A 23,470-nucleotide genomic window follows, 5' to 3' on the forward strand; every position below is an offset into this window, starting at 1 on the left:
TAGAAAAATAGATGTGTTATGACAAAAAAGCCCTCCTTCAATGTTATAGTTGGTGCTGAACGTAGTCTGCAAAGGCTTTGATGTTTTTTTCGTTTCGTCTGTAATAGGTCCATTTTCCGATTCGTTCAGATTCCAGCAGGCCGGCTTTTTGCATCGTCAGCAGGTAGCTTGAGATCACGGACTGCGCAAGCCCTGATTTCGCCTGAATATCGCCGACGCAAATCCCGGTGCGGAAGCTGAGGCCCTGCTCAAGATATGGCCTTTCGTCAAAATGTTCCTCGGGATGTTTTAGCCATATCATAATATCACTTCGGGTTTTGTTAGATAACGCTTTATGAATAAGTATCGGTTCCATACAGCTTATTATATCTATTTTTCTGGATTTGTAAATGTGTTGAATGGTTTTGCAGATAAAAAAATCATTTCTCCACAGAGCCAGCAGCAGCGAAATAGACGGAAGTTTTCTGCAGGATGAAAGCTAAACGGCTTAATCGAAAATACCGGCCTGCCACATCTGATGCAAAACGTGTTTGGATAAGAGAGATCTCATAGCGGCTCCTTTCATGCGGATATCCGTGTTAAAATATAACATATTATTATATTTTCGGAAAATCATATGCGGGGATTTTGTCAGGAGGGTGTTTTCATGGAGAACAAAAAGAAAAACGGTACGGTCGCCGTAACGCTGCTTTCTGCTGTGATGTTTTGTTTATTGCCGGTCATCGGCTCGCTTTCTCCGTTTGCAGAAACGGGGCCGAACGCGAATCATTCTAACTCTGCGGGCATGTGGGCGGCTGTCGGCAAGATGCTTTTCATCTATTTGGTTCCGCTGGTTATGTATGTTCTCGGTGTAAATGTGATGAAGATCATTATGGCTGTTTTTTGCGGAATCGGGCTTATCATTTGGCTTGCTATCATTTTGGTGACGCTGGCTGTGAATGAAGGACAGGAGCTGTCTTCCTTTTCCGGCGTTTTGGCTTGGTCAGGCGCGGCTTTTATGGTCAATGTGCTGTGGTTCGTTGTTGCGTTCCGTTCAGCTCCAAAGCGTCAGCAGGCGATATGACATTCGTTCTATAAATCTTCCAAAAATACAAATATTTTATAGGTTTGTCATGGTATGATAATAGTGATATAGCAGATTTTATTAGAAACGGGGGAGACTGACATTGAAAAAAAAGACAGCTTCATTACGTATGAAAACTTTGGCTGCCGGCGCTGCGGTTGCAGCGGCTTTATCTGTGGGAGCAGTTTCTGATCTGCCGGCGGGGAAATGGCTGCAGCCATCAGCGGCTCATGCTGCGGAAACGGTTTTTAAGCAAAATAATGCGGCATCCGGTTTCTTGACGGGGCGATATGACGCACAGGCTATGTCTCCTGCGATGTTCAACTGGTCAAGGGAGAGCAGATTTACAAGTACTGCCGACGGCACTTTAAAATGGGAGAAGGATGTACCGGCCATTCCTCAAAACGGCGCAGGCGCGGTTGTTGACGGGGAGGGCACCATTTTCATTCACTCAAAGGATGGAAAGCTGACAGCGTTTAACCCGGACGGTTCCGTGAAATGGGTGACTGAAAATCTCGGGACAATCTATAGCCAGTCTCCGGTGCTCGGAACGAACGGTGTCATCTATCTGGCTTCTCATGATAAAAAAGTGTATTTCATCGAAAAAGAAACCGGAAATATTTTAACATCCGTTCCATTGAGCGGAGCGCCAAGCTCTGAAACGGCGATCGGGTCTGACGGCACTCTTTACGTGTCGACGCTTGATGACTACATCTATGCCATCAAACCGACATCTGCTTCAACATGGACGCAAAAGTGGAAATATAAAACAAACGGGGTCATCAGCTCCACGCCGGTTCTGGCGTCAAACGGCACGCTCTATGCCGGAACGTATAATAATGTATTTTATGCTTTAAATTCAGGAACCGGACAAGTCAAATGGTCAAAAACGACTTCCAATGCGTTCAAAGGATATCCGGTCATTGATAAAGACGGCACGGTTTATGCAGGAAACCAAGACGGCAACCTATACGCCTATACTTCAACGGGTGCTGTAAAATGGACGTTCCCGTTAAACGGTTTCTCCAGCTCTTCATTAGCGATTGATCATAACGGCAATATTTATATCGGTTCGGGAAGCGGGGAGCTGTTTTCGATCAGCAAAACCGGAAATATGAACTGGTCCTTCTATACTGACGGTCCTGTGAGAACGGCGCCGCTGATTGACGCAGCAGGCAATGTGTATTTCGGTTCTGACGATAAACATGTGTATGCGGTTGACGCGGACGGTAATGAGAAATGGCGTTATCAAACCGACAGCAATGTCATTTCTTCACCGGTTCTCGCTGAAGACGGCACGCTGTACATCGGAACTTATAATAAACTGCTCGCTTTCGGTTCAGCGAAATAACAAAAAGAATCTGCGTCACCTGCGCGGATTCTTTTTCTATTTAGACGCTTGAATAAAAACGCCTTTTTCATGAGAAAATTCTTTAAAGCCGTACACGCCGTGATATGAACCGATTCCGCTCGTATTGACGCCTCCGAACGGGAGGTTCACGTCAGTGAAATGAACGACGACATCATTCACGGCGGCATTGCCTGAGGTGGTGTTTTGCAGCACATAATCGATAAGCTTTTGATTATGGCTGAATACATATAATGCAAGCGGTTTGTCACGGTCTGTGATGTATTCAACCGCCTCGCCGATATCTTCGTAATTCGTGAGCGGCAGAATCGGTGCGAAGATTTCTTCCTGCATGATCTTCATGTCAGGCGTCACGTTTTTCAGCACGGTCGGCGATATGGTGCGGTCATGTGCATCAAAGACGCCGCCGAATGCCACTTCCGCTCCTTTTTCAATTGCGTCGTCAAACAGGGCTTTGACACGGTTAAAGTTGCGGTCGTTGACAATCTGCGTAAAATTATCGCGGTCAACCGTATGGTCGTCCTCCATAAAGCCGGCGTTGACAATGGTCTGCAGCATATCTGTAAATGCATCCTGTACATCTTTTTTAATGAAAACATAATCAGGGGCGATACATGTCTGTCCCGCATTGACAAATTTACCGACGGCGATTTTTTTCGCCGCGTCCATCAGATCGCAGCCGCTGTCGATAATCGTCGGACTTTTCCCGCCAAGCTCAAGCGTGACGGATGCCAAATGCTTCGCCGCAGCCGTCATGACGATTTTTCCGACGTTTGTGCTTCCGGTGAAGAAAATATGGTCGAACGGCTGGCCGAGCAGCTCTGTCGCGACGTCGACTTCACCTTCAAAAATGGCGACCTCTTCTTCACGAAATGCCTCGCGAATCACTTTCGCGGCGATATGGCTTGTCTTCATCGTAAAATCAGACAGCTTCACAATCGCGCTGTTGCCTGCCGCAATCGCAGCTGCAAGCAGAGCCATCGTCAGCATAAACGGGTAATTCCAAGGGCCGAGAATCAAAGTCATGCCTTTTGGCTCGTACATCAACACCCCGTCAGCCTCCGGGCTGAGGGATGAGCCGACTTGTTTAGGCGCCATCCAGGCTTCGAGGTTATTCATATTATCTTTGATGGCTTTGATCGTCCCCTGCGTCTCCGCTCTTTTCACTTCATGATAAGGCTTGCGGACGTCTTGTCTGATCGCCTCAATGATTTCCTCTTCATGGGCGGTGACGGCCTCTAATAAGCGGCTGAGTTTTTCTTTTCGCTGCTCCGCCGTTGAAGCGCGCAATGCTTTCTGGTTTTTCTTCTGCAGCTGAAAGACGCGCTGAATATCTGTTTTTACTTGCTGATCCATCTGTTATTCCCCCTCAGTTTGCATTTTTGTTTCTCTCGGGCCTATTATAAAATGGTGTGATTCCGTATCAAAGACAGCGGAAAAGCATCTATACGTTACCGTACAATAACAGGGCATCTGTCTAATGAAAGGAGTGTCTCTTATGCCTGATTCTGTGACGGCTGACATGAAACAATCGCTGCTGGCGCTATTGCAGGAGCGGGATATCCGCCGGATCACAATGAAGGAGATCGCCGGGCATGCGAACGTAAGCCGGGGGACACTGTACCTTTATTACGAGGATAAATATGCGATTTTCGAGGACATTGTTGAAGAAATGAAAGACGGCCTTAGCGAAGCGCTCTATGATTCGCTGAAGCATAAGGATTATTTAAATTTAAACGGCACATGGCAAAAGGTGCATCCGACCCTGTCATTTGTCGATCGGCATCGGGTGTTTTTCCATACGATGATGGATAGAAACAAGATGCCTTATTTTCACTTTCACCGGTTTTTTAAAGATGTTTTCCGGCAGGATGTTCTTCTGTCGCCGGTCAATGCGGAATTCTTGCCGACTGAACAGGATATGTACATCCATTACCGCGCCTTGTACACGTATGCCATCGTTCTGTATTGGCTGAACGAGGATCAGGAGGCATCCCCGGAGGCGATCAGCGGACAGGTGTGGGATTTGATTTCTCAAAAGCGGTTTTATTGGCTGTTTGGCCGCCAGGTGCCGGAACAGGAAGAAAAACTGCCCGCCGACAGGCGGATCATCCGCACGAGGCAGGCCTTACAAGAGGCGATGCTTGAATTAATGGCGGAGAAAAAAGATTATGCGGCGGTCACGATTTCCGGCATTACCCGCAAAAGTAATCTCCGCCGAGCTACCTTCTACGACCATTACGCCAATAAAGAGGAATTGCTGAAAAAGATCATTCACCAATCATGCCGGGAGCTGATTGGCTTATTAACGGTAAACGGTTCTCCTGCTGACTGCTCCATGGCGGAAGCGGAAGCCGCGCTCGTCCGTCTCTTTTCCGCGCTGTCGGAGAGCATGCCGCTCGTCCATTTTCTCAAAGAGGATTCCGGCGTCCCCGATGTCATCCCGGAAATCTTCAGAGCGCTGCAATCCTTTTACCTGCAACAGCCGATCCGCATTCACGCCGGCAAAAAGCTTTACGCCTATTACGTCGCGTCCATGATCGTCGGCTTGATACAATATCGGCTCCACGAAGGAAAAGAGCACCCTCCGGAAGTGCTGGCGCGGGAGTTTTTGCAGTTTTTGGATGTGAAGAAGTATCGGGTGATTTTGCTGTGAGTGTGATGAAAAAGAACTCCGCCCATAACAGGCGGAGTTCTTTTATTGCTATTTTCTTCGATAATGCGTAATCATAAATACCACGTAACAAACTTAGAAGGATTAACGGGAATTTGAGAAGTGTCGCCCATCAAACCGACATGAAGTATACAACATTCTCGCCTTTTTTTGTCAGGCTTCAAAATTCCCCAGACTGAAAAGGAACATATGTCTCTATTCGGTCTTTTTCCCTTACAAAAAAGAAACCGTTCCATATGAAGCCTGATCAGCTTTCTGATGCCAAACATGACAAATGTCATACTCAGGGCGTGATGGCTGCTACTACAAACGCGGCGAGCGCCTCGGTATACTTGGAAACATAATGAAAAAGAAGGGACATGACATTCATGATCAATCACACCGCAACTCAAAAACAAGCATCTTTAAAAAAGCAGGTTGCTGCATTTTCCGGTGCCGATACAAAGCATAGTGTCATTCAGCTTTTCAATACGTTTGTGCCGTTCTTTGCCCTTTGGTTTCTTGCTTATTTCAGCCTCAATGTCTCCTATCTTCTGACCCTCGCCTTTACTGTTATAGCAGCAGGATTTTTGACAAGAATTTTTATCATTTTCCACGACTGCTGCCATCAATCCTTTTTCAAACAAAAGAAGCTGAACCACCTGTTCGGGTTTATTTCAGGTGTGCTGACACTGTTTCCGTACCTTCAATGGCAGCGCAGCCACTCCATTCATCATGCGACAAGCAGCAACTTAGATAAACGAGGCACCGGCGATATTTGGATGATGACTGTCACGGAATACAACGAAGCGTCAGCTTGGACAAAAGTCCGCTACAGACTTTATCGCAATCCGTTTATTATGTTTATTCTCGGACCGATTTACGTATTTCTTATTCAAAACCGTTTCAACGTAAAAGGCGCCCGCCGCAAGGAACGCTGGAACACCTATTTCACGAACGCAGCGATTGTCTTATTGGCTGCTGCAACGTGCCTGCTTGTTGGCTGGGAAAACTTTTTGCTTGTACAGGGACCGATTTTCCTTATTTCTGGGTCAATCGGCGTCTGGCTCTTTTATGTACAGCATACGTTTGAAGACTCTTATTTTGAAGCCGATGAGCATTGGAACTATGTGCAGGCCGCAGTAGAAGGAAGCTCCTTTTACAAGCTGCCGAAGCTTTTGCAATGGCTGACAGGCAATATCGGCTACCATCATGTCCACCATTTAAGCCCGAGAGTGCCGAATTACAAGCTGGAAGCGGCTCATGAGGGGCATGAACCTTTAAAAAATGTACCGACCATTACGCTTAAAACAAGTCTTGAATCCATGAAATTCCGTTTATGGGATGAGGATCAAAAGCAGTTTGTCACCTTCCGGGAGGCGCGAAAAACACCGCCGCCTCAGCAGGAGCCGGAAGAACCTTTAAAGAAAAATGCCTAATATGGCGCACGGCTCTTTCTCTTATCTGAAAGGGCCTTCTCTTTATACATGAGGATGCAATGGAGGCGGTGTTTTGATAAAGTGATGGTAGACACAAGCAGCAGAAGGTGGAACAAGGATGAAGAAGTATGTTAAATTTCAAAAACTGAACGGAATTTCTCCTTATATATGGACGATTTTTTTCATCCTGCCCTTTTATTTTATTTTTAAAAGCTCTTCAACCTTTGTGATGGCTGCCGGCGTCATTTTCACGCTTGTTTTCTTTGCCGCATATCGCTTTGCATTTGTCGCAAAAGGCTGGCCGCTTTACTTATGGGCTCTTCTTCTGATCGGCATTTCGACCGGCTCGGTCATGCTGTTCAGCTATATTTATTTCGCCTTCTTTATCGCCTATTTCATCGGCCATATCCGAGAGAAAGTTCCTTTTTATATCTTATATTACATTCATATCACCAGTGCGGCGATTGCCGTCAACTTCAGCCTTGTTCTGAAAAAAGGGTGGTTTTTGACACAAATCCCGTTTATCGTCATTACACTGATCAGTGCCATCTTGCTTCCGCTCAGCATTCGTAGCAGGAAGGAACGAGAGCGCCTTGAGGAGAAATTAGAATATGCAAATGAACGAATTGCGGATCTTGTGAAGCTGGAAGAAAGGCAGCGCATCGCCCGCGATCTTCACGATACGCTTGGGCAAAAGCTCTCCTTAATCGGACTAAAAAGCGATCTTGCCCGGAAGCTGATTTACAAGGACCCTGAACAGGCACGCACTGAGCTGAAAAGCGTTCAACAGACGGCCCGCACCTCCTTAAATGAGGTCAGACAAATTGTCTCGTCGATGAAAGGCATCCGATTGAAGGATGAGCTCGGCAATGTTCGGCAAATTCTTGAAGCAGCAGGAATTGACTTTGTGTACGAAGAAAAAGAAGCGCCAAAAAATATCTCCCTGCTAAACGAAAACATCGTCAGCATGTGCATTAAAGAAGCTGTCACCAATGTCGTGAAACACAGCGGCGCCAAAGTATGCCGCATCACCATTCAGCAGCTCTGGAAAGAGGTTGTCATTACGGTTGAAGATGACGGCAGCTTCCAAGGCGGCGAAGCCCACTTTTTTTCAAAGGGAAACGGCCTGCTTGGTATGAGAGAACGGCTTGAATTCGCAAATGGCAGTTTAGCCATCGATACATCTACTGGAACAAAGCTGACCATGAGCATCCCAAATGATTCAAAATCAAAAGAAAAGGATGGTAGCAGATGATCAACATCTTCATTGCCGAGGATCAGCAAATGCTACTCGGCGCACTTGGTTCGCTGTTGAATTTAGAAGAGGATATGACGGTCGTCGGCAAAGGCACAAGCGGCCAGGATGCCATCGATTTCGTGGAAAAACACGCTCCTGACATCTGTCTGATGGATATCGAAATGCCCGGAAAATCAGGTCTTGAAGCAGCAGAAAAGCTCAAGGACAGCGATGTGAAAATCATCATTTTAACGACCTTCGCCCGCTCCGGCTATTTTCAGCGGGCGCTGAAAGCAGGCGTCAGCGGCTACATGCTCAAGGACAGCCCAAGCGAGGAGCTCGTCAGCGCCATCCGCAGCGTCATGAAAGGAAGACGCGTCTACGCACCTGAATTAATGGAGGATATCTATAGTGAAGAAAACCCGCTGACTGAACGCGAAAAAGCGGTGCTGGAGCTTGTCGCAGACGGAAAAAATACAAAAGAAATCGCAAGCGCCCTTAGCATCAAAAGCGGAACAGTCCGCAATTACGTTTCGATGATCCTAGATAAATTAGAAGTAAAAAATCGAATTGAAGCAATTACCCGATCAAAGGAAAAGGGCTGGTTTAAGTAACCCGCCCTCAGCTTGTTCAGCCAGTGTGTTTTTTTGCATACTGGCTGTTTTCTTTTACTCGCCGTCACTCCGTCTCTTTCTTCCATTTCTCATCAATCAGCATCTTTCCGGGCCATGTGTAAGCCATAATGCCGCCGTCTGCGGTGATGTCTTCACCCGTGACGTAAGAGCTGTCGTCTGAGGCGAGGAAGAGTGCGACTGCCGCCATTTCTTCCGGTTTTCCGAGCCGGCCGAGCGGTGTGATCCATTTGTTGGCCTCGCGGAACTTGACTCCCATTTCTTCTTCTTTTGTGCCTGCCAATTTGTCAATCAGCGGTGTTTCAATCGTGCCCGGCGATATGGAATTGACGCGGATTCCGCTTCTGGCATAATCAATGGCCATCGCTTTTGTCAGGTTCGTAATGCCGCCTTTTGCGGCGTTATAGCCGGAGCGGTCAAGATCAGCGGCCCGGCCGGACATGGAGGAGGTGTTGATGATTGAGCCTCCTTTTTCGAGCATGAGCGGAATCAGATACTTGCTGCAAAGAAACGTGCCGCGCAGGTCAACGGCGATGATCCGGTCAAACAGTTCGACCGGGTATTCGTGGACTTTTCCGCCCTCCTGATCGACTCCGGCGTTGTTAAAGAGAATATCAATCGTTCCGTACTTATTTTTGATTTTGTCTGCAAATGACTTCACATTTTCTTCGTCTGAGACATCAAGGTGAAAGGCTTCTGCTTCTCCGCCGTTTTTTCTGATCGCATTGACGGTTTCCTTCATGTCGCCCTCATTGATGTCGCCGCAGATCACACGCGCGCCTTTATTGGCAAAAACCTCTGCCGCTGCTTGCCCAATGCCAGTCGCGGCTCCTGTGATAATAGCGGTTTTGTTTGTTAATCTTCCCATGCCGCACTCTCCTTTTTTATTGGAAACTTTCCCCTTATGTGAAGGAGTAAACATAATTCGGACTATCCAAACCGCCGCGGGAAAGGGCTGATAAAAATATGAACCAATTATTGTTTTTTATGTTAAATTATTTATATGAAAGGATGCATCTATGTATCAAATTCTAAGTGATTGACAGATGTCATCGAATATGATAAATAGATGCTGAAAAGAAATTACATAAGATAAAAGCATAAATCAAAGGAGAGATCTCAAGTGCGAAAGAAAAAGTTCAAAGCAGAGTCCAAACGCTTGCTAGACATGATGATTAACTCCATTTACACGCAGAAGGAAATTTTTCTCCGTGAGTTAATTTCCAACGCGAGCGATGCCATCGACAAAATCTACTACAAAGCCTTAACGGATGATTCGTTAACCTTTGATCAAGACAATTACTACATAAAAGTGACGGCCGATAAGGATGCAAGAACGTTAACAGTCGCCGACACCGGAATCGGAATGACGAAGGAGGAGCTTGAGCAGCATCTCGGAACGATTGCGAAAAGCGGCTCCCTCGCTTTCAAAAAAGAAAATGACATCAAAGACGGACATGATATTATTGGCCAGTTCGGCGTCGGGTTCTATGCGGCGTTTATGGTGGCTGATAAGGTCACGGTGAAAAGTAAGGCGCTCGGCAGTGACGAGGCGCATCTGTGGGAGTCTGAAGGCGCGGCCGGCTACACGATCGAGCCTTGTGAAAAGGAAACCGTCGGTACGGAAATCACCTTGAAAATCAAAGAAAACACAGAAGATGAAAGCTATGATGAGTTTTTAGATCATTACCGCATTAAATCGATCATCAAGAAGTACTCGGACTTTATCCGCTATCCGATCAAAATGGAAGAAATGGTCAACAAACCGAAAGAAGACAGCGACAACGAGTTTGAAGAGGTGCTGGAAGAGCAGACGGTGAACAGCATGGTGCCGATCTGGAGAAAAAATAAAAGCGAGCTGACGGATGAAGATTACGAAGCATTTTACGCTGAGAAACATTACGGGTTTGACAAGCCGCTTACCCATGTCCATATCAGCGCAGACGGAGCGGTGCGCTATCAATCTATTTTATTTATTCCGGAAAACATGCCGTTTGACTACTATTCGAAGGAATTTGAAAAGGGGCTGGAGCTGTATTCCAACGGCGTGCTGATTATGAACAAATGCGCCGACCTGCTTCCTGACCATTTCAGCTTTGTAAAGGGAATGGTTGATTCTGAGGATCTGTCTTTAAACATTTCCAGAGAAATGCTGCAGCACGACCGCCAGCTGAAGCTGATTGCGAAAAACATTAATAAAAAAATTAAGGGCGAGCTGAAAAGCCTGCTGAAAAACAACAGAGAAAAATATGAATCTTTCTATGAATCCTTCGGCAGACAGCTGAAGTTTGGCGTCTACAATGACTTCGGCGCGAATAAAGACGTATTGAAAGATTTGCTGTTATTCTATTCCTCTACAGAGAAAAAACTCGTTACACTGGATGAATATGTGTCCAGAATGCCTGAGGATCAAAAATACATTTATTACGCGTCCGGCGACTCATACGAGCGAATTGAAAAGCTGCCGCAAACGGAAATGGTGGCTGACAAAGGCTATGAAATTTTATATTTCACTGAGGATATTGATGAATTCGCGATCAAAATGCTGACAAGCTACGAGGAAAAAGAATTCAAATCCGTTTCAAGCGCAGACTTGGGCATCGACGCGGATGAAAAGCAGACAGAGGCCGAAGAAAACGAACATAAGGATCTGTTTGAAAACATGAAGGAGATTCTTGCGGATAAGGTCAAAAACGTCAGAGCGTCCAAACGGCTGAAATCCCATCCGGTCTGCTTAGCCACAGACGGCGAAGTGACTATTGAAATGGAAAAAGTATTAAACGCCATGCCTGACAGCCAGCAGGTCAAAGCGGAAAAAGTGCTGGAAATCAACCCGAATCACGAAGTATTCGAAACGCTGAAAAGCGCTCATGAACAAGATAAAGAAAAACTCGCATTATATACCAACCTTCTGTACAATCAAGCGCTGCTGATCGAAGGGCTGCCGATTCATGATCCGGTAGAATTTACGAATGACATCTGCAAAGTCATGGTATGACGCAAAAAGGAATCGTCTCAATCAGGAGACGATTCCTTTTTCTATTACAGCGTGCGCTGTTTAAGAATGTGGTTTTGTTTGCTGTCCTTCTTTAATGTAAACCGCTTTTTCAAATGGGACTCAATTTCTTCTAAGCTTCTGCCTTTCGTCTCAGGGACGATGTAGGCGGCGAAGAAGAAGGAAGTGAGGCAGATAACTGAAAAAATGCCGAAGACCCAGCCGATGCCCATCACGCTGAGCATAAGCGGAAATACTAATGATACGATCAGGTTGGTTGCCGACAGAATCAATGTCGTGAATCCAGTTGCGGCTCCGCGTGCTTTAGACGGAAACAGCTCAGGCATCAGAACCCATACGACAGGGCCCCATGTCGCTTGATAAAACACGATATAGATTCCGAGAAATAATACCGTCAGCCAAGCCGTTGATGAAGAAAGGCCCAACAACAGGAGAATAGCCGATAGCGACGCCAGGCTTAAGGTAATGCCGACGCTTCCCCACATAAGAAGTTTTTTTCGGCCGACACGGTCGATTAAGATCATGGCAGTAATACACATGATGACGTTAAGGACACCGATGCCCATCGTACCGAGCACTGACGCTGATGTGCCGAGGCCGGCCTTCGTAAAGATCGTCGGCGCATAGTAGATCACCGTGTTAATGCCGACAGCCTGCTGGAAGACAGCCAGTCCGATCCCAATTAAAAGCATAGGACGAATCCATTTTGCTTTCAGCAAACCGAGCGTCGATTCTTTTTTCTCAGCTTCCCCTTGTTTCATTTCTGCCAGTTCGATTTCAATATCCTCTTTATCATGCGTCGTTTCCATGACTTTTTTAGCTTCTTCTTCACGGCCGCGTTTGACCAGCCATCTCGGAGATTCCGGCATGAACGCAATCCCGATTAATAAAAGCGCTGCCGGCACTGCTGCCAGTCCGACCATCCAGCGCCACGCCTCAAATGGTGTGAAAATATAATTCACGATATATGCAAGTAAAATACCGGTTACAATCATTAAGTTATTCAGTGTACCAAGCGTTCCGCGTACTTTCGTCGGCGCCATTTCAGAAAGGTAAACGGGGACAAGCGCCGTTGAACCGCCGACTGCCAAACCGAGAATGACCCTGGATATGATCAGCATGGTGACGGTTTGTGAAGCTGCGCAAGCAAGTGCTCCGAAAATAAAGATAAGTGAAAGGACGAATACAACCTTTCTCCGGCCCCATCGATCCGAGCATGTTCCGCTTAGTGCGGAGCCGAAAATCGCACCGAGAAGCAGCATGCTGACGACCATTCCCTCTGTTAAAGTGGTTAAAGGAATATCATTGTTAATAAAAAGCAAGGCTCCGGAGATAACACCGGTGTCATAACCGTAAAGCAAACCTCCTAATGCTCCAAAAAAGTAAATCATGTATTTTTTTGTGTTTTTCTTCACAGATGATCCTCCTCATTTTCTGGAACGCATAAATGTGTAGTAAGATAACTATTTCATTCCCTTATGAAAAAAAAAATAAACATAAAAAAACACGCCTTCCTGATGGGAGGCGTGTTTCTTTTTCTTACGAAAACAGCTTGTCGATAAACGCGATGTCTTCTTCAGAAAGTGTGATGGACGCTGCTTTGATATTATCTTTTAATTGGTCCGCGCGTTTGGCGCCCGGAATTAAGATGTCGATTTCAGGCCTTGCCAAATACCACGCGAGAACGATGTGTGCTGTGTCGGCGTTGTGCTTTTCGGCAATCTGTTTGAGCTGATTGACTTTTTGAATGTTTTCTTTAAACTGCTCCCCTTGGAAATGCTCCTGCTCATTACGCAGATCGCCTTTTGGGAAGGTTGTGTTCTCGTCGTATTTGCCGGCTAACAGACCGGATACGAGCGGGAAGTAAGGGATAAATGAGATATTATTTTCTGTTGTATAAGGGAAGAACGTCTTTTCCGCCTCACGGTTCAACAGATTGTATTCACCCTGAATCACATCGACGCAGCCGTCTTTGTTCGCTTCTTTCAGCTGCTCCAGAGAGAAATTGGAGACGCCGATCGCGCGGATTTTACCTTCTTTTTTCAATTCATGCAAAGCGTGAACGGCTTCATCTTTAGGTGTATGGTCATCCGGGAAATGGATGTAAAATAAATCAATGTAGTCAGTTTGCAGGCGTTTCAGGCTGTCTTCCGCCGATTGTTTCAAAAAGGCCGGTGAGTTATCAAAGACAAAGTTATCGCCTTCTTTTCTGTGCGCCGCTTTTGTCGCGATGATGACATCCTCGCGGTTAAATTCTTTCAGGACTTCGCCGATTAATTCTTCAGAACGGCCCACGCCGTAAATATAGGCGGTATCTAATAAAGTAACGCCGCTTTTAATGGCTTCCCGGACTAATTCTTTTCCCGTCTCTTCATTCAAATTCGGATAGAGGTTGTGCCCTCCTACCGCATTTGTTCCCAGACCGATTGGAAATACGTTTAAGTCTGATTTGCCGATTGTTGCTTTACTCATGATTTCGCCTCCTGGTAGGAAAATGGGTATCTATAGAGGCTGCCGGAAAAAAACGGCAGCATTCTCTATTCACTATAACGCTATGCCAAGTGAATGTCGATTTGGTGCTCTTTGCAATACTTCGTATATTCCTCATCAAGCGGCTGCGACGTGACGATGCTGTGCAGCCTCTCGAATGGGGCATAGGTTAAAAGCGTTGATTTGCCGAATTTGGAATGGTCCGCAAGCAAATACACTTCCTTCGCCTTTTCGGAAATTTTCTTTTTGACCTCGTATTCCAATAAATCGGAATTCGTCAGCCCGTGGGTGATCGTTGTTCCGGTTGCGGACATAAACGCCTTGTTAATATTGTATTTATTGAGCGTGTTTGGATCATCAATGCCGACAAAGGACCGTGTCTTCCGTTTGTAGTTATTGCCGATGATGATCAGATTGATATTTTTCAGGGATGAAGCGGAATTAATGATATCCAGGCTGTTTGTCAGCACGGTCACATTTTTATTGGGGTCCAGCGTCTCCAAAATGGATTTGGTCGTCGTGCCGGAATCAATAAAAACAAGATCGTGATCTTCAATAAACCGGGAAGCATAATGGGCAATTTTAATTTTCTCGTCTTGGTTTTGAATGGTGCGGTTTTCATAAGGGACAAGCACCGATTTTTCAGCCGATGTGACGCCGCCGTATACTTTTTTTATGACCCCTTTTTCCGCAAGCTTGTTAATATCGCGTCTGACCGTGTTTTTAGAGACGTTGAATACCTCGCATAATTCATCTAACGAAGTAGCTCCGTTTTTTAAGATGTATTCTTCCATCTCCTGTATCCGCATCAGTTTCATAAAAAAACTCCTTCTAAAATTCTTAAAGTAATTAAAATATATAATAAACACCAAGAGTTAATCAATAGTTACTTAACAAATGATAAAATTAAAGGATCGTTTTGTATGGTTCGGCACTGCTATACAATACCTTATTTTTTCAGTCTAAAAAAGTATTATAAAAATAATGAAAAAATTTTGAGTTTTTAGATTGACTTGAAGGTACAATGGGCTTACAATGTAACCAAGAAATGACCAAAAAGTAACCTGTAAAATCACAAGCGGAAGATGTAACCGCTCGCTGTTTTCATCAAATGATCAAATTTTACGAATTACCAACATTTTAACATTTGTAAGCGTTTTATTCATGTCTTTTGTATGTAAATCATAAATATATTCATCCTTTATGCTCCAGCTGTATAGGGATGTTTACTATTTAAGGAGGCAATAAGAATGGCAGAGATTAGAAAACTGAAAAACTACATCAATGGTGAATGGGTTGAAAGTAATACAGATCAATATGAAGACGTTGTTAATCCGGCTACAAAAGAAGTGATGTGCCGGGTTCCGATTTCTACGCAAGAAGACGTTGATTACGCCGTCCGATCAGCGGCTGAAGCGTTTAAAACATGGTCAAAGACGGCGGTTCCGCGCCGCGCGAGAATCCTATTTAACTATCAGCAGCTTCTTCAGCAAAACAAAGAAGAGCTTGCCCGCCTCATTACATTGGAAAACGGTAAAAACACGACAGAAGCGCTGGGCGAAGTGGGACGCGGGATTGAAAACGTCGAATTCGCCGCGGGAGCGCCTTCCCTTATGATGGGCGATTCACTCGCCTCAATCGCGACGGATGTAGAAGCAGCGAACTACCGCTACCCAATCGGAGTGGTCGGCGGAATCGCGCCATTCAACTTCCCGATGATGGTTCCTTGCTGGATGTTTCCGATGGCGATTTCATTAGGAAACACCTTCATTCTGAAGCCGTCTGAGCGCACCCCGCTGTTAACGGAGAAGCTGGTCGAGCTGTTTGAACAGGCCGGGCTCCCGAAAGGCGTATTCAACGTCGTACACGGAGCGCATGACGTCGTAAACGGCGTTCTTGAGCATCCTGAGATTAAAGCCATTTCATTCGTCGGATCAAAACCGGTCGGCGAGTACGTGTTCAAGAAAGGAAGCGAAAACTTAAAACGCGTTCAGGCGTTAACGGGCGCGAAAAACCATACAATCGTTTTAAATGACGCCCACCTTGAAGATACGGTTACAAACATTATCGGCGCTGCATTCGGTTCAGCAGGGGAGCGCTGCATGGCTTGCGCGGTTGTGACGGTTGAAGAGGGAATCGCTGACGAGTTTATGGCGAAATTGCAGGAAAAGGCTGCAGACATCAAAATCGGAAACGGATTGGATGACGGCGTCTTCTTAGGCCCTGTCATTCGCGAGGACAACAAAAAACGCACGCTCGGCTATATCGAAAAAGGAATTGAAGAAGGGGCGAGACTCCTTTGTGACGGCCGTGAACATGTATCGGAAGAAGGCTATTTTGTCGGCCCGACGATTTTTGATAACGTCACAACGGATATGACAATCTGGAAGGACGAAATCTTCGCGCCTGTATTGTCCGTCATCCGCGTGAAGAACTTAAAAGAAGCGGTTGATATCGCCAACCAGTCTGAATTTGCCAACGGCGCGTGCCTGTTTACTTCAAATGCGAACGCGATCCGTTACTTCCGTGAGAATATCGATGCGGGAATGCTCGGCATCAACCTCGGTGTGCCTGCGCCAATGGCATTCTTCCCATTCTCCGGCTGGAAGTCTTCTTTCTTCGGAACATTGCACGCAAACGGAAAAGACAGCGTTGATTTCTATACACGTAAAAAAGTCGTGACGGCAAGATACCCGTCCCCGGACTTCAACTAATATGACAGCCATCCCGGGCGGCTTGTGAAATGCTGCCGTCCGGGCTCATTCTTTACAATAAAGAGGAGGAATAAATCATGAGTCATTTGTTGCGAAAACCGCAGGCAAATGAGCTTTCACAAGGCGTGAAGATCATTCATGAAGTCACAGCAGCTAATTCAGACCTCGAATATGTCGGGTTTAAAGTCGTGGATCTCGCACCGGGCTCCCGCTATACAGAAGAATTGAAAAAGATGGAGTGCTGTATCGTTGCAATGACAGGCAAAATGACGGTGACGGATCATGATCAGACATTTGAAAGCATCGGCACCCGCGAGAGCGTATTTGAAAGAAAACCGACGGACAGCGTCTATGTATCAAACGATCAATCCTTTGACATCACAGCTGTCAGCCCGGCACGGGTCGCGCTTTGCTATTCTCCGTCTGAACGGCAGCTCCCGACAAAGCTGATTAAAGCGGAGGATAACGGCGTGGAGCATCGCGGAAAGCTGGCGAATAAACGGACCGTTCACAACATTCTCCCCGATTCAGATCCGTCGGCAAACAGCCTGCTGGTTGTTGAAGTCTATACGGACAGCGGCAACTGGTCGAGCTATCCGCCTCATAAACATGACCAAGACAATCTGCCTGCCGAATCCTTTTTAGAAGAAACCTATTATCATGAAATCAACCCGCCGCAAGGCTTTGTATTCCAGCGCGTGTACACGGACGACCGCTCTATTGATGAGACGATGACTGCAGAAAATGAAAACGTTGTCATTGTGCCGGCTGGCTATCACCCGGTTGGTGTTCCGGACGGATATACATCCTACTACTTAAATGTAATGGCAGGACCGACACGGAAATGGAAGTTTCATAATGATCCCGCCCATGAATGGATTCTGGAACCCTAACAAGTGAGGAGTGGCAGTTTACGATGAAGTATACGTTTAATGAAGAAAAAGAGTTTGATATTGTCGCAATCGGACGCGCGTGTATTGATTTGAACGCGGCGGAATACAATCGGCCGATGGAAGAAACGATGACGTTTTCTAAATATGTCGGAGGCTCTCCGGCAAATATCGCGATCGGCAGCGCCAAGCTCGGCTTAAAAGCGGGTTTTATCGGTAAAATTCCAGACGATCAGCACGGCAGATTCATCGAGTCGTATATGAAGGGAAAGGGCGTCGATACGTCACGGATGATCATTGACAGAAACGGACACAAAGCGGGTCTCGCTTTTACTGAAATTCTCAGCCCTGAAGAGTGCAGCATTTTGATGTACAGAGATGATGTGGCGGATTTGTATCTTGAGCCGTCCGAAGTCAGTGAAGAGTACGTCGCAAACGCGAAGATGCTTCTCGTATCAGGTACGGCGCTTGCGAAGAGCCCTTCACGCGAAGCCGTCCTCAAGGCGGTAAACATCGCGAAAAAGCATAATGTGAAAGTCGTTTTTGAACTCGACTATCGTCCGTATACATGGCAGTCGGCAGAAGAAACAGCCGTTTACTACACATTGGTTGCGGAACAATCCGACATTATCATCGGCACGCGTGACGAATTTGACGTGATGGAAAACCGCCCCGGCGGAAATAACGAAGAAACCGTTCAGCACTTATTTGCGCACTCCGCAGACCTTGCCGTCATCAAGCACGGCGTTGACGGGTCATACGCATACAGCAAATCAGGAGAGGTCTTCCGGGCAAAAGCATACAAAACAAAAGTATTGAAAACATTCGGCGCGGGCGATTCCTATGCCTCAGCCTTCCTCTACGGACTTGTCAGCGGAAAAGACATCGAAACGGCATTAAAATACGGGAGCGCTTCCGCATCAATCGTCGTCAGCAAGCACAGCTCTTCGGATGCGATGCCGGCTGCGGATGAAATCGTCAGGCTCATTGAAGCACAGTCTTAATGGTAAATCAAACGTATAAAAGGTGGGATCGTTTGTGGGCAGGAAACTTCGCTTAACGACAGCACAAGCGCTGATCAAATTTTTAAACCAGCAGTACATCCATGTTGACGGAAAGGAAGAACCGTTCGTTGAAGGGATCTTCACGATTTTCGGTCATGGAAATGTGCTGGGGATCGGGCAAGCGCTTGAACAAGACGCCGGCCATTTGAAAGTTTTTCAAGGCAAAAACGAGCAAGGCATGGCACATGCCGCAATGGCATACAGCAAGCAAATGATGAGAAGAAAAATTTACGCCGTATCGACGTCAGTCGGCCCGGGAGCCGCGAACTTAACGGCCGCGGCAGGTACGGCGCTGGCCAATAATATTCCGGTGCTGCTGCTTCCGGCGGACACATTTGCGACGAGGCAGCCGGACCCCGTCTTACAGCAGGTGGAACAAGAATACAGTGCGGCGATTACGACAAACGATGCATTGAAGCCTGTTTCTCGATATTGGGACCGCATTACACGCCCCGAGCAGCTGATGAGCAGCTTAATCCGGGCATTTGAAGTGATGACAGACCCAGCAAAAGCGGGCCCGGCAACGATTTGTATTTCTCAAGATGTAGAGGGGGAAGCATATGATTTCGATGAAAGCTTCTTCGAAAAGCGCGTTCATTACATCGACCGGATGCAGCCGAGTGAGCGTGAGCTGAAAGGCGCTGCGGAAAGAATAAAAGCGAGCAAAAACCCTGTCATCTTAGTGGGCGGCGGCGCGAAGTATTCCGGTGCGCGTGAAGAATTGATCGCGATTTCTGAAACATACGGCATCCCCCTTGTGGAAACGCAGGCCGGCAAATCGACGGTTGAAGCTGATTTCGCCAACAATTTGGGCGGCATGGGCATCACGGGAACACTCGCCGCGAACAAGGCGGCCCGAAAGGCCGATTTAATCATCGGAATCGGCACACGCTACACGGACTTTGCGACATCGTCAAAAACGGCATTCGATTTTGACAAAGCCAAATTTCTAAATATCAATGTCAGCAGAATGCAGGCGTACAAACTGGACGCGTTCCAAGTCGTGGCGGATGCGAAAGCGGCGCTCGGCAAGCTGTACGGCTTATTAGAAGGATACAAGAGTGAATTCGGTTCAACGATTAAAGAATGGAAAGACGAATGGCTGGCTGAACGGGAGCGCCTCGGCAAGGTCACCTTCAAGCGTGAAGCATTCGTACCGGAAATTAAACACCATTTCTCTCAGGCCGTTTTAAATGAGTATGCTGACGCGCTGCAGACGGAGCTTCCGCAAACAACGGCGCTGCTTACCATTAACGAAACGATTCCTGAAGACAGTGTCGTCATCAGTTCGGCGGGTTCTCTTCCGGGAGACTTACAGCGTTTGTGGCACTCCAATGTCCCGAATACGTACCACCTGGAATACGGCTACTCCTGCATGGGATACGAGGTATCAGGCACACTCGGCCTCAAACTGGCCCATCCTGACAAAGAGGTCTATTCGCTCGTCGGAGACGGAAGCTTTCTGATGCTGCACTCAGAGCTGATTACGGCCATTCAATATAACAAAAAAATCAATGTCCTGCTCTTTGATAACTCCGGCTTCGGCTGTATCAACAACCTGCAGATGGATCATGGCAGCGGCAGTTATTTCTGTGAGTTCCGGACAGACGGCAATCAGATTTTAAATGTTGACTATGCTAAAGTGGCAGAAGGCTACGGCGCCAAAACATACAAAGCCAATACAGCGGAAGAGCTGAAAGCGGCGCTGGAAGACGCGAAAAAACAAGACGTATCAACATTGATTGAGATGAAGGTCCTTCCGAAAACGATGACAGACGGCTATGACAGCTGGTGGCATGTCGGTGTGGCGGAAGTTTCTGAACAGGAAAGCGTCCGAAAGGCATATGAAGCAAAAGAGAAAATGCTGAATGCCGCGAAGCAGTACTAGAGGGGAGGCATCATGATGGGCAAACACGATATTCTGTGGGGCATTGCCCCCATAGGGTGGCGGAATGACGATATTCCAGAAATCGGAGCCGGCAATACGCTGCAGCATTTGCTAAGTGATATTGTGGTCGCGCGTTTTCAAGGAACAGAAGTCGGAGGGTTTTTCCCTGAACCCTCCATTTTGAATAAGGAGCTGGGGCTTCGGAATTTACGGATCGCGGGGAAATGGTTCAGCAGCTTCATCCTTCGCGACGGTATTGAAAAAACGGCGGCCGAGTTTACAGAACAATGCAAATATTTACAAGAAGTCGGAGCCGATGTCGCCACCGTCTCTGAACAAACGTACAGTGTACAGGGCTTGGACATTGATGTCTTTAAGAAAAAACCTTACTTTACGAACGAAGAATGGGAAACGCTGTGTAACGGTTTAAACCGTCTCGGGAAAATCGCTGATGAGCACGGCCTTACGCTTGTATACCATCATCATCTCGGCACAGGCATCCAGACGGCGGAAGAAGTCGACCGGCTGATGGAACATACTGACCCTGCGCATGTCCACCTTCTTTATGATACCGGCCATGCCTACATCTCGGACGGAGACTATATGTCGATGCTCAACAAGCATATCGACCGGATCAAGCACGTGCATTTCAAGGACGCCCGGCTTGATATTATGGAGCAATGCAAGAAAGAAGGGAAGTCATTCCAGCAGTCGTTTTTGCAGGGGATGTTTACCGTTCCGGGAGACGGATGCATCGATTTTACAGATGTATACCGGACGCTTTTAAAGCACGATTACTCCGGCTGGATCGTCATTGAAGCTGAGCAAGACCCTGATGTCGCCAACCCGCTTGAGTATGCGCTGATGGCAAGGCAGTATATCGACCGCGAGCTGCTCGATCTTGCAAATTAGAGGGGATGTATAAGGCTGCGATCCTGCTTGTATGACTTGTGTTCGCACTGAATCCTCTGGTACGCCGCTTAAACAGATACAAGAGTAACCTGAAAGCAATATAAAGAAAAGCAAGAACATTATTTAATATCAGAGGGAGTGGCTGTCAATGAATTTACGTATTGGTGTTATCGGAACCGGGGCAATCGGAAAAGAGCACATCAACCGCATCACAAACAAACTGTCCGGAGCGGAAATTACCGCTGTAACGGATGTGAATCAGGCCGCTGCGCAGCAAACCGTTCAAGATTATAATCTGAACGCAGCGGTTTACGCTGATGATGACAGCCTCGTCGCTGACGAGAATGTAGACGCTGTCTTAGTGACAAGCTGGGGGCCGGCTCATGAGTCCAGCGTATTGAAAGCGATTCAGCACGGCAAGTACGTATTTTGCGAGAAGCCGCTTGCGACAACGGCTGAAGGCTGCATGCGCATTGTCGAGGAAGAAATGAAGGCAGGAAAACGATTGGTGCAGGTAGGCTTTATGCGCAGATATGACAGCGGTTACGTACAGCTGAAAGAGGCCATCGACAACCGCGTTATCGGCGAACCGCTTATGATTCACTGCGCGCACCGCAATCCGGCTGTGGACCCGAACTATTCAACGGATATGGCCGTCGTCGATACGCTTGTTCATGAAATTGACGTTCTTCATTGGCTCGTCAATGACGACTATGAATCCGTTCAGGTCATCTATCCGAAGAAATCAAAAAATGCGCTGCCGCATTTAAAAGATCCGCAAATTGTCATCATTGAAACAAAAGGCGGTATCGTCATCAATGCTGAAATCTATGTGAACTGTAAATACGGCTATGACATTCAATGTGAAATCGTCGGAGAAGACGGCATCATCAAGCTTCCTGAACCATCAAGCATCAGCTTGAGAAAAGAAGGCAAATTCAGCACAGATATTCTGATGGACTGGAAGCGCCGCTTCATGGAAGCGTACGATGTGGAAATCCAGGATTTCATTGATTCCATCCGGAAAAAAGGCGAGGTCAGCGGGCCGACAGCTTGGGACGGCTATATCGCTGCCGTGACGACTGACGCGTGCGTAAAAGCCCAGGAATCAGGACAGAAAGAGCCTGTGGCACTCCAAGAGAAACCAGAATTCTATCAATCATTTACGACTGTGAACAAATAATAGATCAGGGAGTAAAAAAATATGAAATTAGCCTTGGACCCATCAATGTACCGAGATGATTTAACTTTGGAGGAAATGGTCTATAAAACGGCGGAGCTTGGATATGAATATATCGAACTATCGCCGCGCGAGGATTTTTGTCCATTCTATAAATACCCGAAAGTCGATTCAGCAAAGATCAAAAAACTCAAGCGCCTTTTAAGTGATACAGGTGTGAAGCTTTCATCTCTCCTTCCGCTTTATCACTGGGCGGGTCCCGATGAAGACCGCCGCCAGGCCGCCGTGCGCAACTGGAAACGGGCGATCGAAATTGCGGTTGAACTTGAAGTGGATTTGATGAACAGCGAATTCAGCGGTTCAAAATATGATCCGTTAACAAGTGAAGAAAAATTTATCAAATCCATGGATGAACTGCTGCCCGTCTTTGAAAAAGAAGGCGTTAAACTCAATCTGCAGGCCCATCCGTATGATTTTATCGAGACGCACAAAGGTGCGATGGATATGATCCGCGCGCTTGACAAGGATTGGATCAATCTTGTCTACTCGACTGCGCATACGTTCTTCTATGATGACGGCAAAGGCGATATCGAGACAATGTTTGACGAAGCCGGCGACCGCCTCACACATGTTTTATTTGCAGATACCTATAATCATAAAGCGGCGCATGGCCTGCGCTACATCGTCAATCCGCCTGACGCGAAAGTAACGGTTCACCAGCATTTGGACATTGGGCAAGGCGAGGTTGATTTTGATACGATTTTCAGAAAGATGAGAGAGATGAAATTCGACGGAATTGCGACGAATGCCGTTTTTGCTTGGGTCGATGAAAGAGCGGATGAATCAAGTCGGTTTATGCTTCAAAAAATGAAAGAAGAATTAGGTCTGGCATAAGCTGAGTATGGAGTTCGGCGGGGCAGGCG

The 23,470-nt window shown here is 46.8% G+C and carries 20 protein-coding genes; 14 read left to right on the forward strand and 6 right to left on the reverse strand.

The window, feature by feature from the left end; genetic code table 11:
• Positions 1-43: 43 nt before the first annotated feature.
• Positions 44-355, reverse strand: a complete 312-nt coding sequence (locus AXI59_RS03565; protein WP_061527416.1) for an ArsR/SmtB family transcription factor — start codon at positions 353-355, stop codon at positions 44-46.
• 291 nt (positions 356-646) lie between these two features.
• On the opposite strand from AXI59_RS03565, the gene AXI59_RS03570 reads away from it, so the two are divergent.
• Entirely contained in the window at positions 647-1,063 is a 417-nt protein-coding gene (locus tag AXI59_RS03570; protein ID WP_061527417.1) for a DUF5391 family protein, read from the forward strand.
• A gap of 130 nt (positions 1,064-1,193) precedes the next feature.
• Entirely contained in the window at positions 1,194-2,414 is a 1,221-nt protein-coding gene (locus AXI59_RS03575; protein ID WP_156476221.1) for an outer membrane protein assembly factor BamB family protein, read from the forward strand.
• Between the two features lie 36 nt (positions 2,415-2,450).
• Here AXI59_RS03575 and AXI59_RS03580 read toward each other — a convergent pair whose 3' ends face one another.
• Complete coding sequence (locus tag AXI59_RS03580; RefSeq protein WP_061527419.1) at positions 2,451-3,788, reverse strand: aldehyde dehydrogenase family protein; 1,338 nt, start codon at positions 3,786-3,788, stop codon at positions 2,451-2,453.
• A 142-nt stretch (positions 3,789-3,930) separates the two neighbouring features.
• Between AXI59_RS03580 and AXI59_RS03585 the strand changes: the two genes are divergently transcribed.
• The 4 genes from AXI59_RS03585 to AXI59_RS03600 all read left to right on the forward strand — a co-directional run bounded on the left by AXI59_RS03585 (position 3,931) and on the right by AXI59_RS03600 (position 8,375).
• Positions 3,931-5,088 carry a TetR/AcrR family transcriptional regulator gene (locus AXI59_RS03585; protein WP_061527420.1) on the forward strand — a complete coding sequence of 386 codons (1,158 nt, stop codon included), beginning with the start codon at positions 3,931-3,933 and terminating at the stop codon, positions 5,086-5,088.
• 386 nt (positions 5,089-5,474) lie between these two features.
• Positions 5,475-6,524, forward strand: coding sequence for a Delta(5) desaturase DesA (desA, locus tag AXI59_RS03590; protein ID WP_061527478.1), 1,050 nt, complete (start codon positions 5,475-5,477; stop codon positions 6,522-6,524).
• A gap of 118 nt (positions 6,525-6,642) precedes the next feature.
• Positions 6,643-7,779, forward strand: a complete 1,137-nt coding sequence (locus tag AXI59_RS03595) for a sensor histidine kinase (protein WP_061523365.1) — start codon at positions 6,643-6,645, stop codon at positions 7,777-7,779.
• Positions 7,776-8,375 (forward strand): response regulator transcription factor, encoded by a 600-nt coding sequence (locus AXI59_RS03600; RefSeq protein WP_061523364.1) that lies wholly within the window; start codon positions 7,776-7,778, stop codon positions 8,373-8,375. The genes AXI59_RS03595 and AXI59_RS03600 overlap by 4 nt, the downstream gene beginning before the upstream one ends.
• 64 nt (positions 8,376-8,439) lie before the next feature.
• Here the strand turns inward: AXI59_RS03600 and AXI59_RS03605 are convergent, their stop codons facing one another.
• Positions 8,440-9,261 (reverse strand): SDR family oxidoreductase, encoded by an 822-nt coding sequence (locus AXI59_RS03605; RefSeq protein ID WP_061527421.1) that lies wholly within the window; start codon positions 9,259-9,261, stop codon positions 8,440-8,442.
• A 255-nt stretch (positions 9,262-9,516) separates the two neighbouring features.
• Here AXI59_RS03605 and htpG point away from each other — a divergent pair, with 255 nt between their 5' ends.
• Complete coding sequence (htpG, locus tag AXI59_RS03610) at positions 9,517-11,391, forward strand: molecular chaperone HtpG (protein WP_061527422.1); 1,875 nt, start codon at positions 9,517-9,519, stop codon at positions 11,389-11,391.
• 44 nt (positions 11,392-11,435) lie between these two features.
• Here htpG and AXI59_RS03615 read toward each other — a convergent pair whose 3' ends face one another.
• The 3 genes from AXI59_RS03615 to AXI59_RS03625 all read right to left on the reverse strand — a co-directional run bounded on the left by AXI59_RS03615 (position 11,436) and on the right by AXI59_RS03625 (position 14,717).
• Complete coding sequence (locus AXI59_RS03615; protein ID WP_061527423.1) at positions 11,436-12,824, reverse strand: sugar porter family MFS transporter; 1,389 nt, start codon at positions 12,822-12,824, stop codon at positions 11,436-11,438.
• Between the two features lie 124 nt (positions 12,825-12,948).
• Positions 12,949-13,881 carry an aldo/keto reductase gene (locus AXI59_RS03620; protein WP_061527424.1) on the reverse strand — a complete coding sequence of 311 codons (933 nt, stop codon included), beginning with the start codon at positions 13,879-13,881 and terminating at the stop codon, positions 12,949-12,951.
• 80 nt (positions 13,882-13,961) lie between these two features.
• A complete protein-coding gene (locus AXI59_RS03625) occupies positions 13,962-14,717 on the reverse strand; it encodes a DeoR/GlpR family DNA-binding transcription regulator (protein ID WP_061523359.1) in 756 nt (251 codons plus the stop codon).
• A gap of 432 nt (positions 14,718-15,149) precedes the next feature.
• Between AXI59_RS03625 and iolA the strand changes: the two genes are divergently transcribed.
• The 7 genes from iolA to AXI59_RS03660 all read left to right on the forward strand — a co-directional run bounded on the left by iolA (position 15,150) and on the right by AXI59_RS03660 (position 23,441).
• Positions 15,150-16,613 carry a methylmalonate-semialdehyde dehydrogenase gene (gene iolA / locus AXI59_RS03630; protein ID WP_061527425.1) on the forward strand — a complete coding sequence of 488 codons (1,464 nt, stop codon included), beginning with the start codon at positions 15,150-15,152 and terminating at the stop codon, positions 16,611-16,613.
• Between the two features lie 77 nt (positions 16,614-16,690).
• Positions 16,691-17,506 carry a 5-deoxy-glucuronate isomerase gene (iolB, locus tag AXI59_RS03635; protein WP_061527426.1) on the forward strand — a complete coding sequence of 272 codons (816 nt, stop codon included), beginning with the start codon at positions 16,691-16,693 and terminating at the stop codon, positions 17,504-17,506.
• 23 nt (positions 17,507-17,529) lie between these two features.
• Positions 17,530-18,507 carry a 5-dehydro-2-deoxygluconokinase gene (gene iolC, locus AXI59_RS03640; protein WP_061527427.1) on the forward strand — a complete coding sequence of 326 codons (978 nt, stop codon included), beginning with the start codon at positions 17,530-17,532 and terminating at the stop codon, positions 18,505-18,507.
• Between the two features lie 34 nt (positions 18,508-18,541).
• On the forward strand, positions 18,542-20,455 hold the full coding sequence (gene iolD, locus AXI59_RS03645; protein ID WP_061527428.1) for a 3D-(3,5/4)-trihydroxycyclohexane-1,2-dione acylhydrolase (decyclizing): 1,914 nt from the start codon (positions 18,542-18,544) through the stop codon (positions 20,453-20,455).
• Positions 20,456-20,470: 15 nt separating this feature from the next.
• Positions 20,471-21,367, forward strand: coding sequence for a myo-inosose-2 dehydratase (gene iolE / locus AXI59_RS03650; RefSeq protein ID WP_061527429.1), 897 nt, complete (start codon positions 20,471-20,473; stop codon positions 21,365-21,367).
• A 148-nt stretch (positions 21,368-21,515) separates the two neighbouring features.
• The gene (gene iolG, locus AXI59_RS03655) at positions 21,516-22,550 is read left to right on the forward strand and encodes a bifunctional inositol 2-dehydrogenase/D-chiro-inositol 1-dehydrogenase (RefSeq protein WP_061523353.1); all 1,035 of its coding nucleotides are present in this window, start codon (positions 21,516-21,518) and stop codon (positions 22,548-22,550) included.
• A gap of 21 nt (positions 22,551-22,571) precedes the next feature.
• Complete coding sequence (locus tag AXI59_RS03660) at positions 22,572-23,441, forward strand: sugar phosphate isomerase/epimerase family protein (RefSeq protein WP_061523352.1); 870 nt, start codon at positions 22,572-22,574, stop codon at positions 23,439-23,441.
• Positions 23,442-23,470: the final 29 nt, after the last annotated feature.

This window comes from Bacillus nakamurai, from assembly GCF_001584325.1.
In the GTDB taxonomy this organism is placed as follows: Bacteria; Bacillota; Bacilli; order Bacillales; family Bacillaceae; genus Bacillus; species Bacillus nakamurai.

Excerpts from the sequence above, each read along its gene's own strand:
- AXI59_RS03565 (WP_061527416.1), bottom strand. The coding sequence starts at position 355 with ATGGAACCGATACTTATTCATAAAGCGTTATCTAACAAAACCCGAAGT.
- AXI59_RS03570 (WP_061527417.1), top strand. The coding sequence starts at position 647 with ATGGAGAACAAAAAGAAAAACGGTACGGTCGCCGTAACGCTGCTTTCT.
- AXI59_RS03575 (WP_156476221.1), top strand. The coding sequence starts at position 1,194 with ATGAAAACTTTGGCTGCCGGCGCTGCGGTTGCAGCGGCTTTATCTGTG.
- AXI59_RS03580 (WP_061527419.1), bottom strand. The coding sequence starts at position 3,788 with ATGGATCAGCAAGTAAAAACAGATATTCAGCGCGTCTTTCAGCTGCAG.
- AXI59_RS03585 (WP_061527420.1), top strand. The coding sequence starts at position 3,931 with ATGCCTGATTCTGTGACGGCTGACATGAAACAATCGCTGCTGGCGCTA.
- desA (WP_061527478.1), top strand. The coding sequence starts at position 5,475 with ATGATCAATCACACCGCAACTCAAAAACAAGCATCTTTAAAAAAGCAG.
- AXI59_RS03595 (WP_061523365.1), top strand. The coding sequence starts at position 6,643 with ATGAAGAAGTATGTTAAATTTCAAAAACTGAACGGAATTTCTCCTTAT.
- AXI59_RS03600 (WP_061523364.1), top strand. The coding sequence starts at position 7,776 with ATGATCAACATCTTCATTGCCGAGGATCAGCAAATGCTACTCGGCGCA.
- AXI59_RS03605 (WP_061527421.1), bottom strand. The coding sequence starts at position 9,261 with ATGGGAAGATTAACAAACAAAACCGCTATTATCACAGGAGCCGCGACT.
- AXI59_RS03620 (WP_061527424.1), bottom strand. The coding sequence starts at position 13,881 with ATGAGTAAAGCAACAATCGGCAAATCAGACTTAAACGTATTTCCAATC.
- AXI59_RS03625 (WP_061523359.1), bottom strand. The coding sequence starts at position 14,717 with ATGAAACTGATGCGGATACAGGAGATGGAAGAATACATCTTAAAAAAC.
- iolA (WP_061527425.1), top strand. The coding sequence starts at position 15,150 with ATGGCAGAGATTAGAAAACTGAAAAACTACATCAATGGTGAATGGGTT.
- iolB (WP_061527426.1), top strand. The coding sequence starts at position 16,691 with ATGAGTCATTTGTTGCGAAAACCGCAGGCAAATGAGCTTTCACAAGGC.
- iolC (WP_061527427.1), top strand. The coding sequence starts at position 17,530 with ATGAAGTATACGTTTAATGAAGAAAAAGAGTTTGATATTGTCGCAATC.
- iolE (WP_061527429.1), top strand. The coding sequence starts at position 20,471 with ATGGGCAAACACGATATTCTGTGGGGCATTGCCCCCATAGGGTGGCGG.
- iolG (WP_061523353.1), top strand. The coding sequence starts at position 21,516 with ATGAATTTACGTATTGGTGTTATCGGAACCGGGGCAATCGGAAAAGAG.
- AXI59_RS03660 (WP_061523352.1), top strand. The coding sequence starts at position 22,572 with ATGAAATTAGCCTTGGACCCATCAATGTACCGAGATGATTTAACTTTG.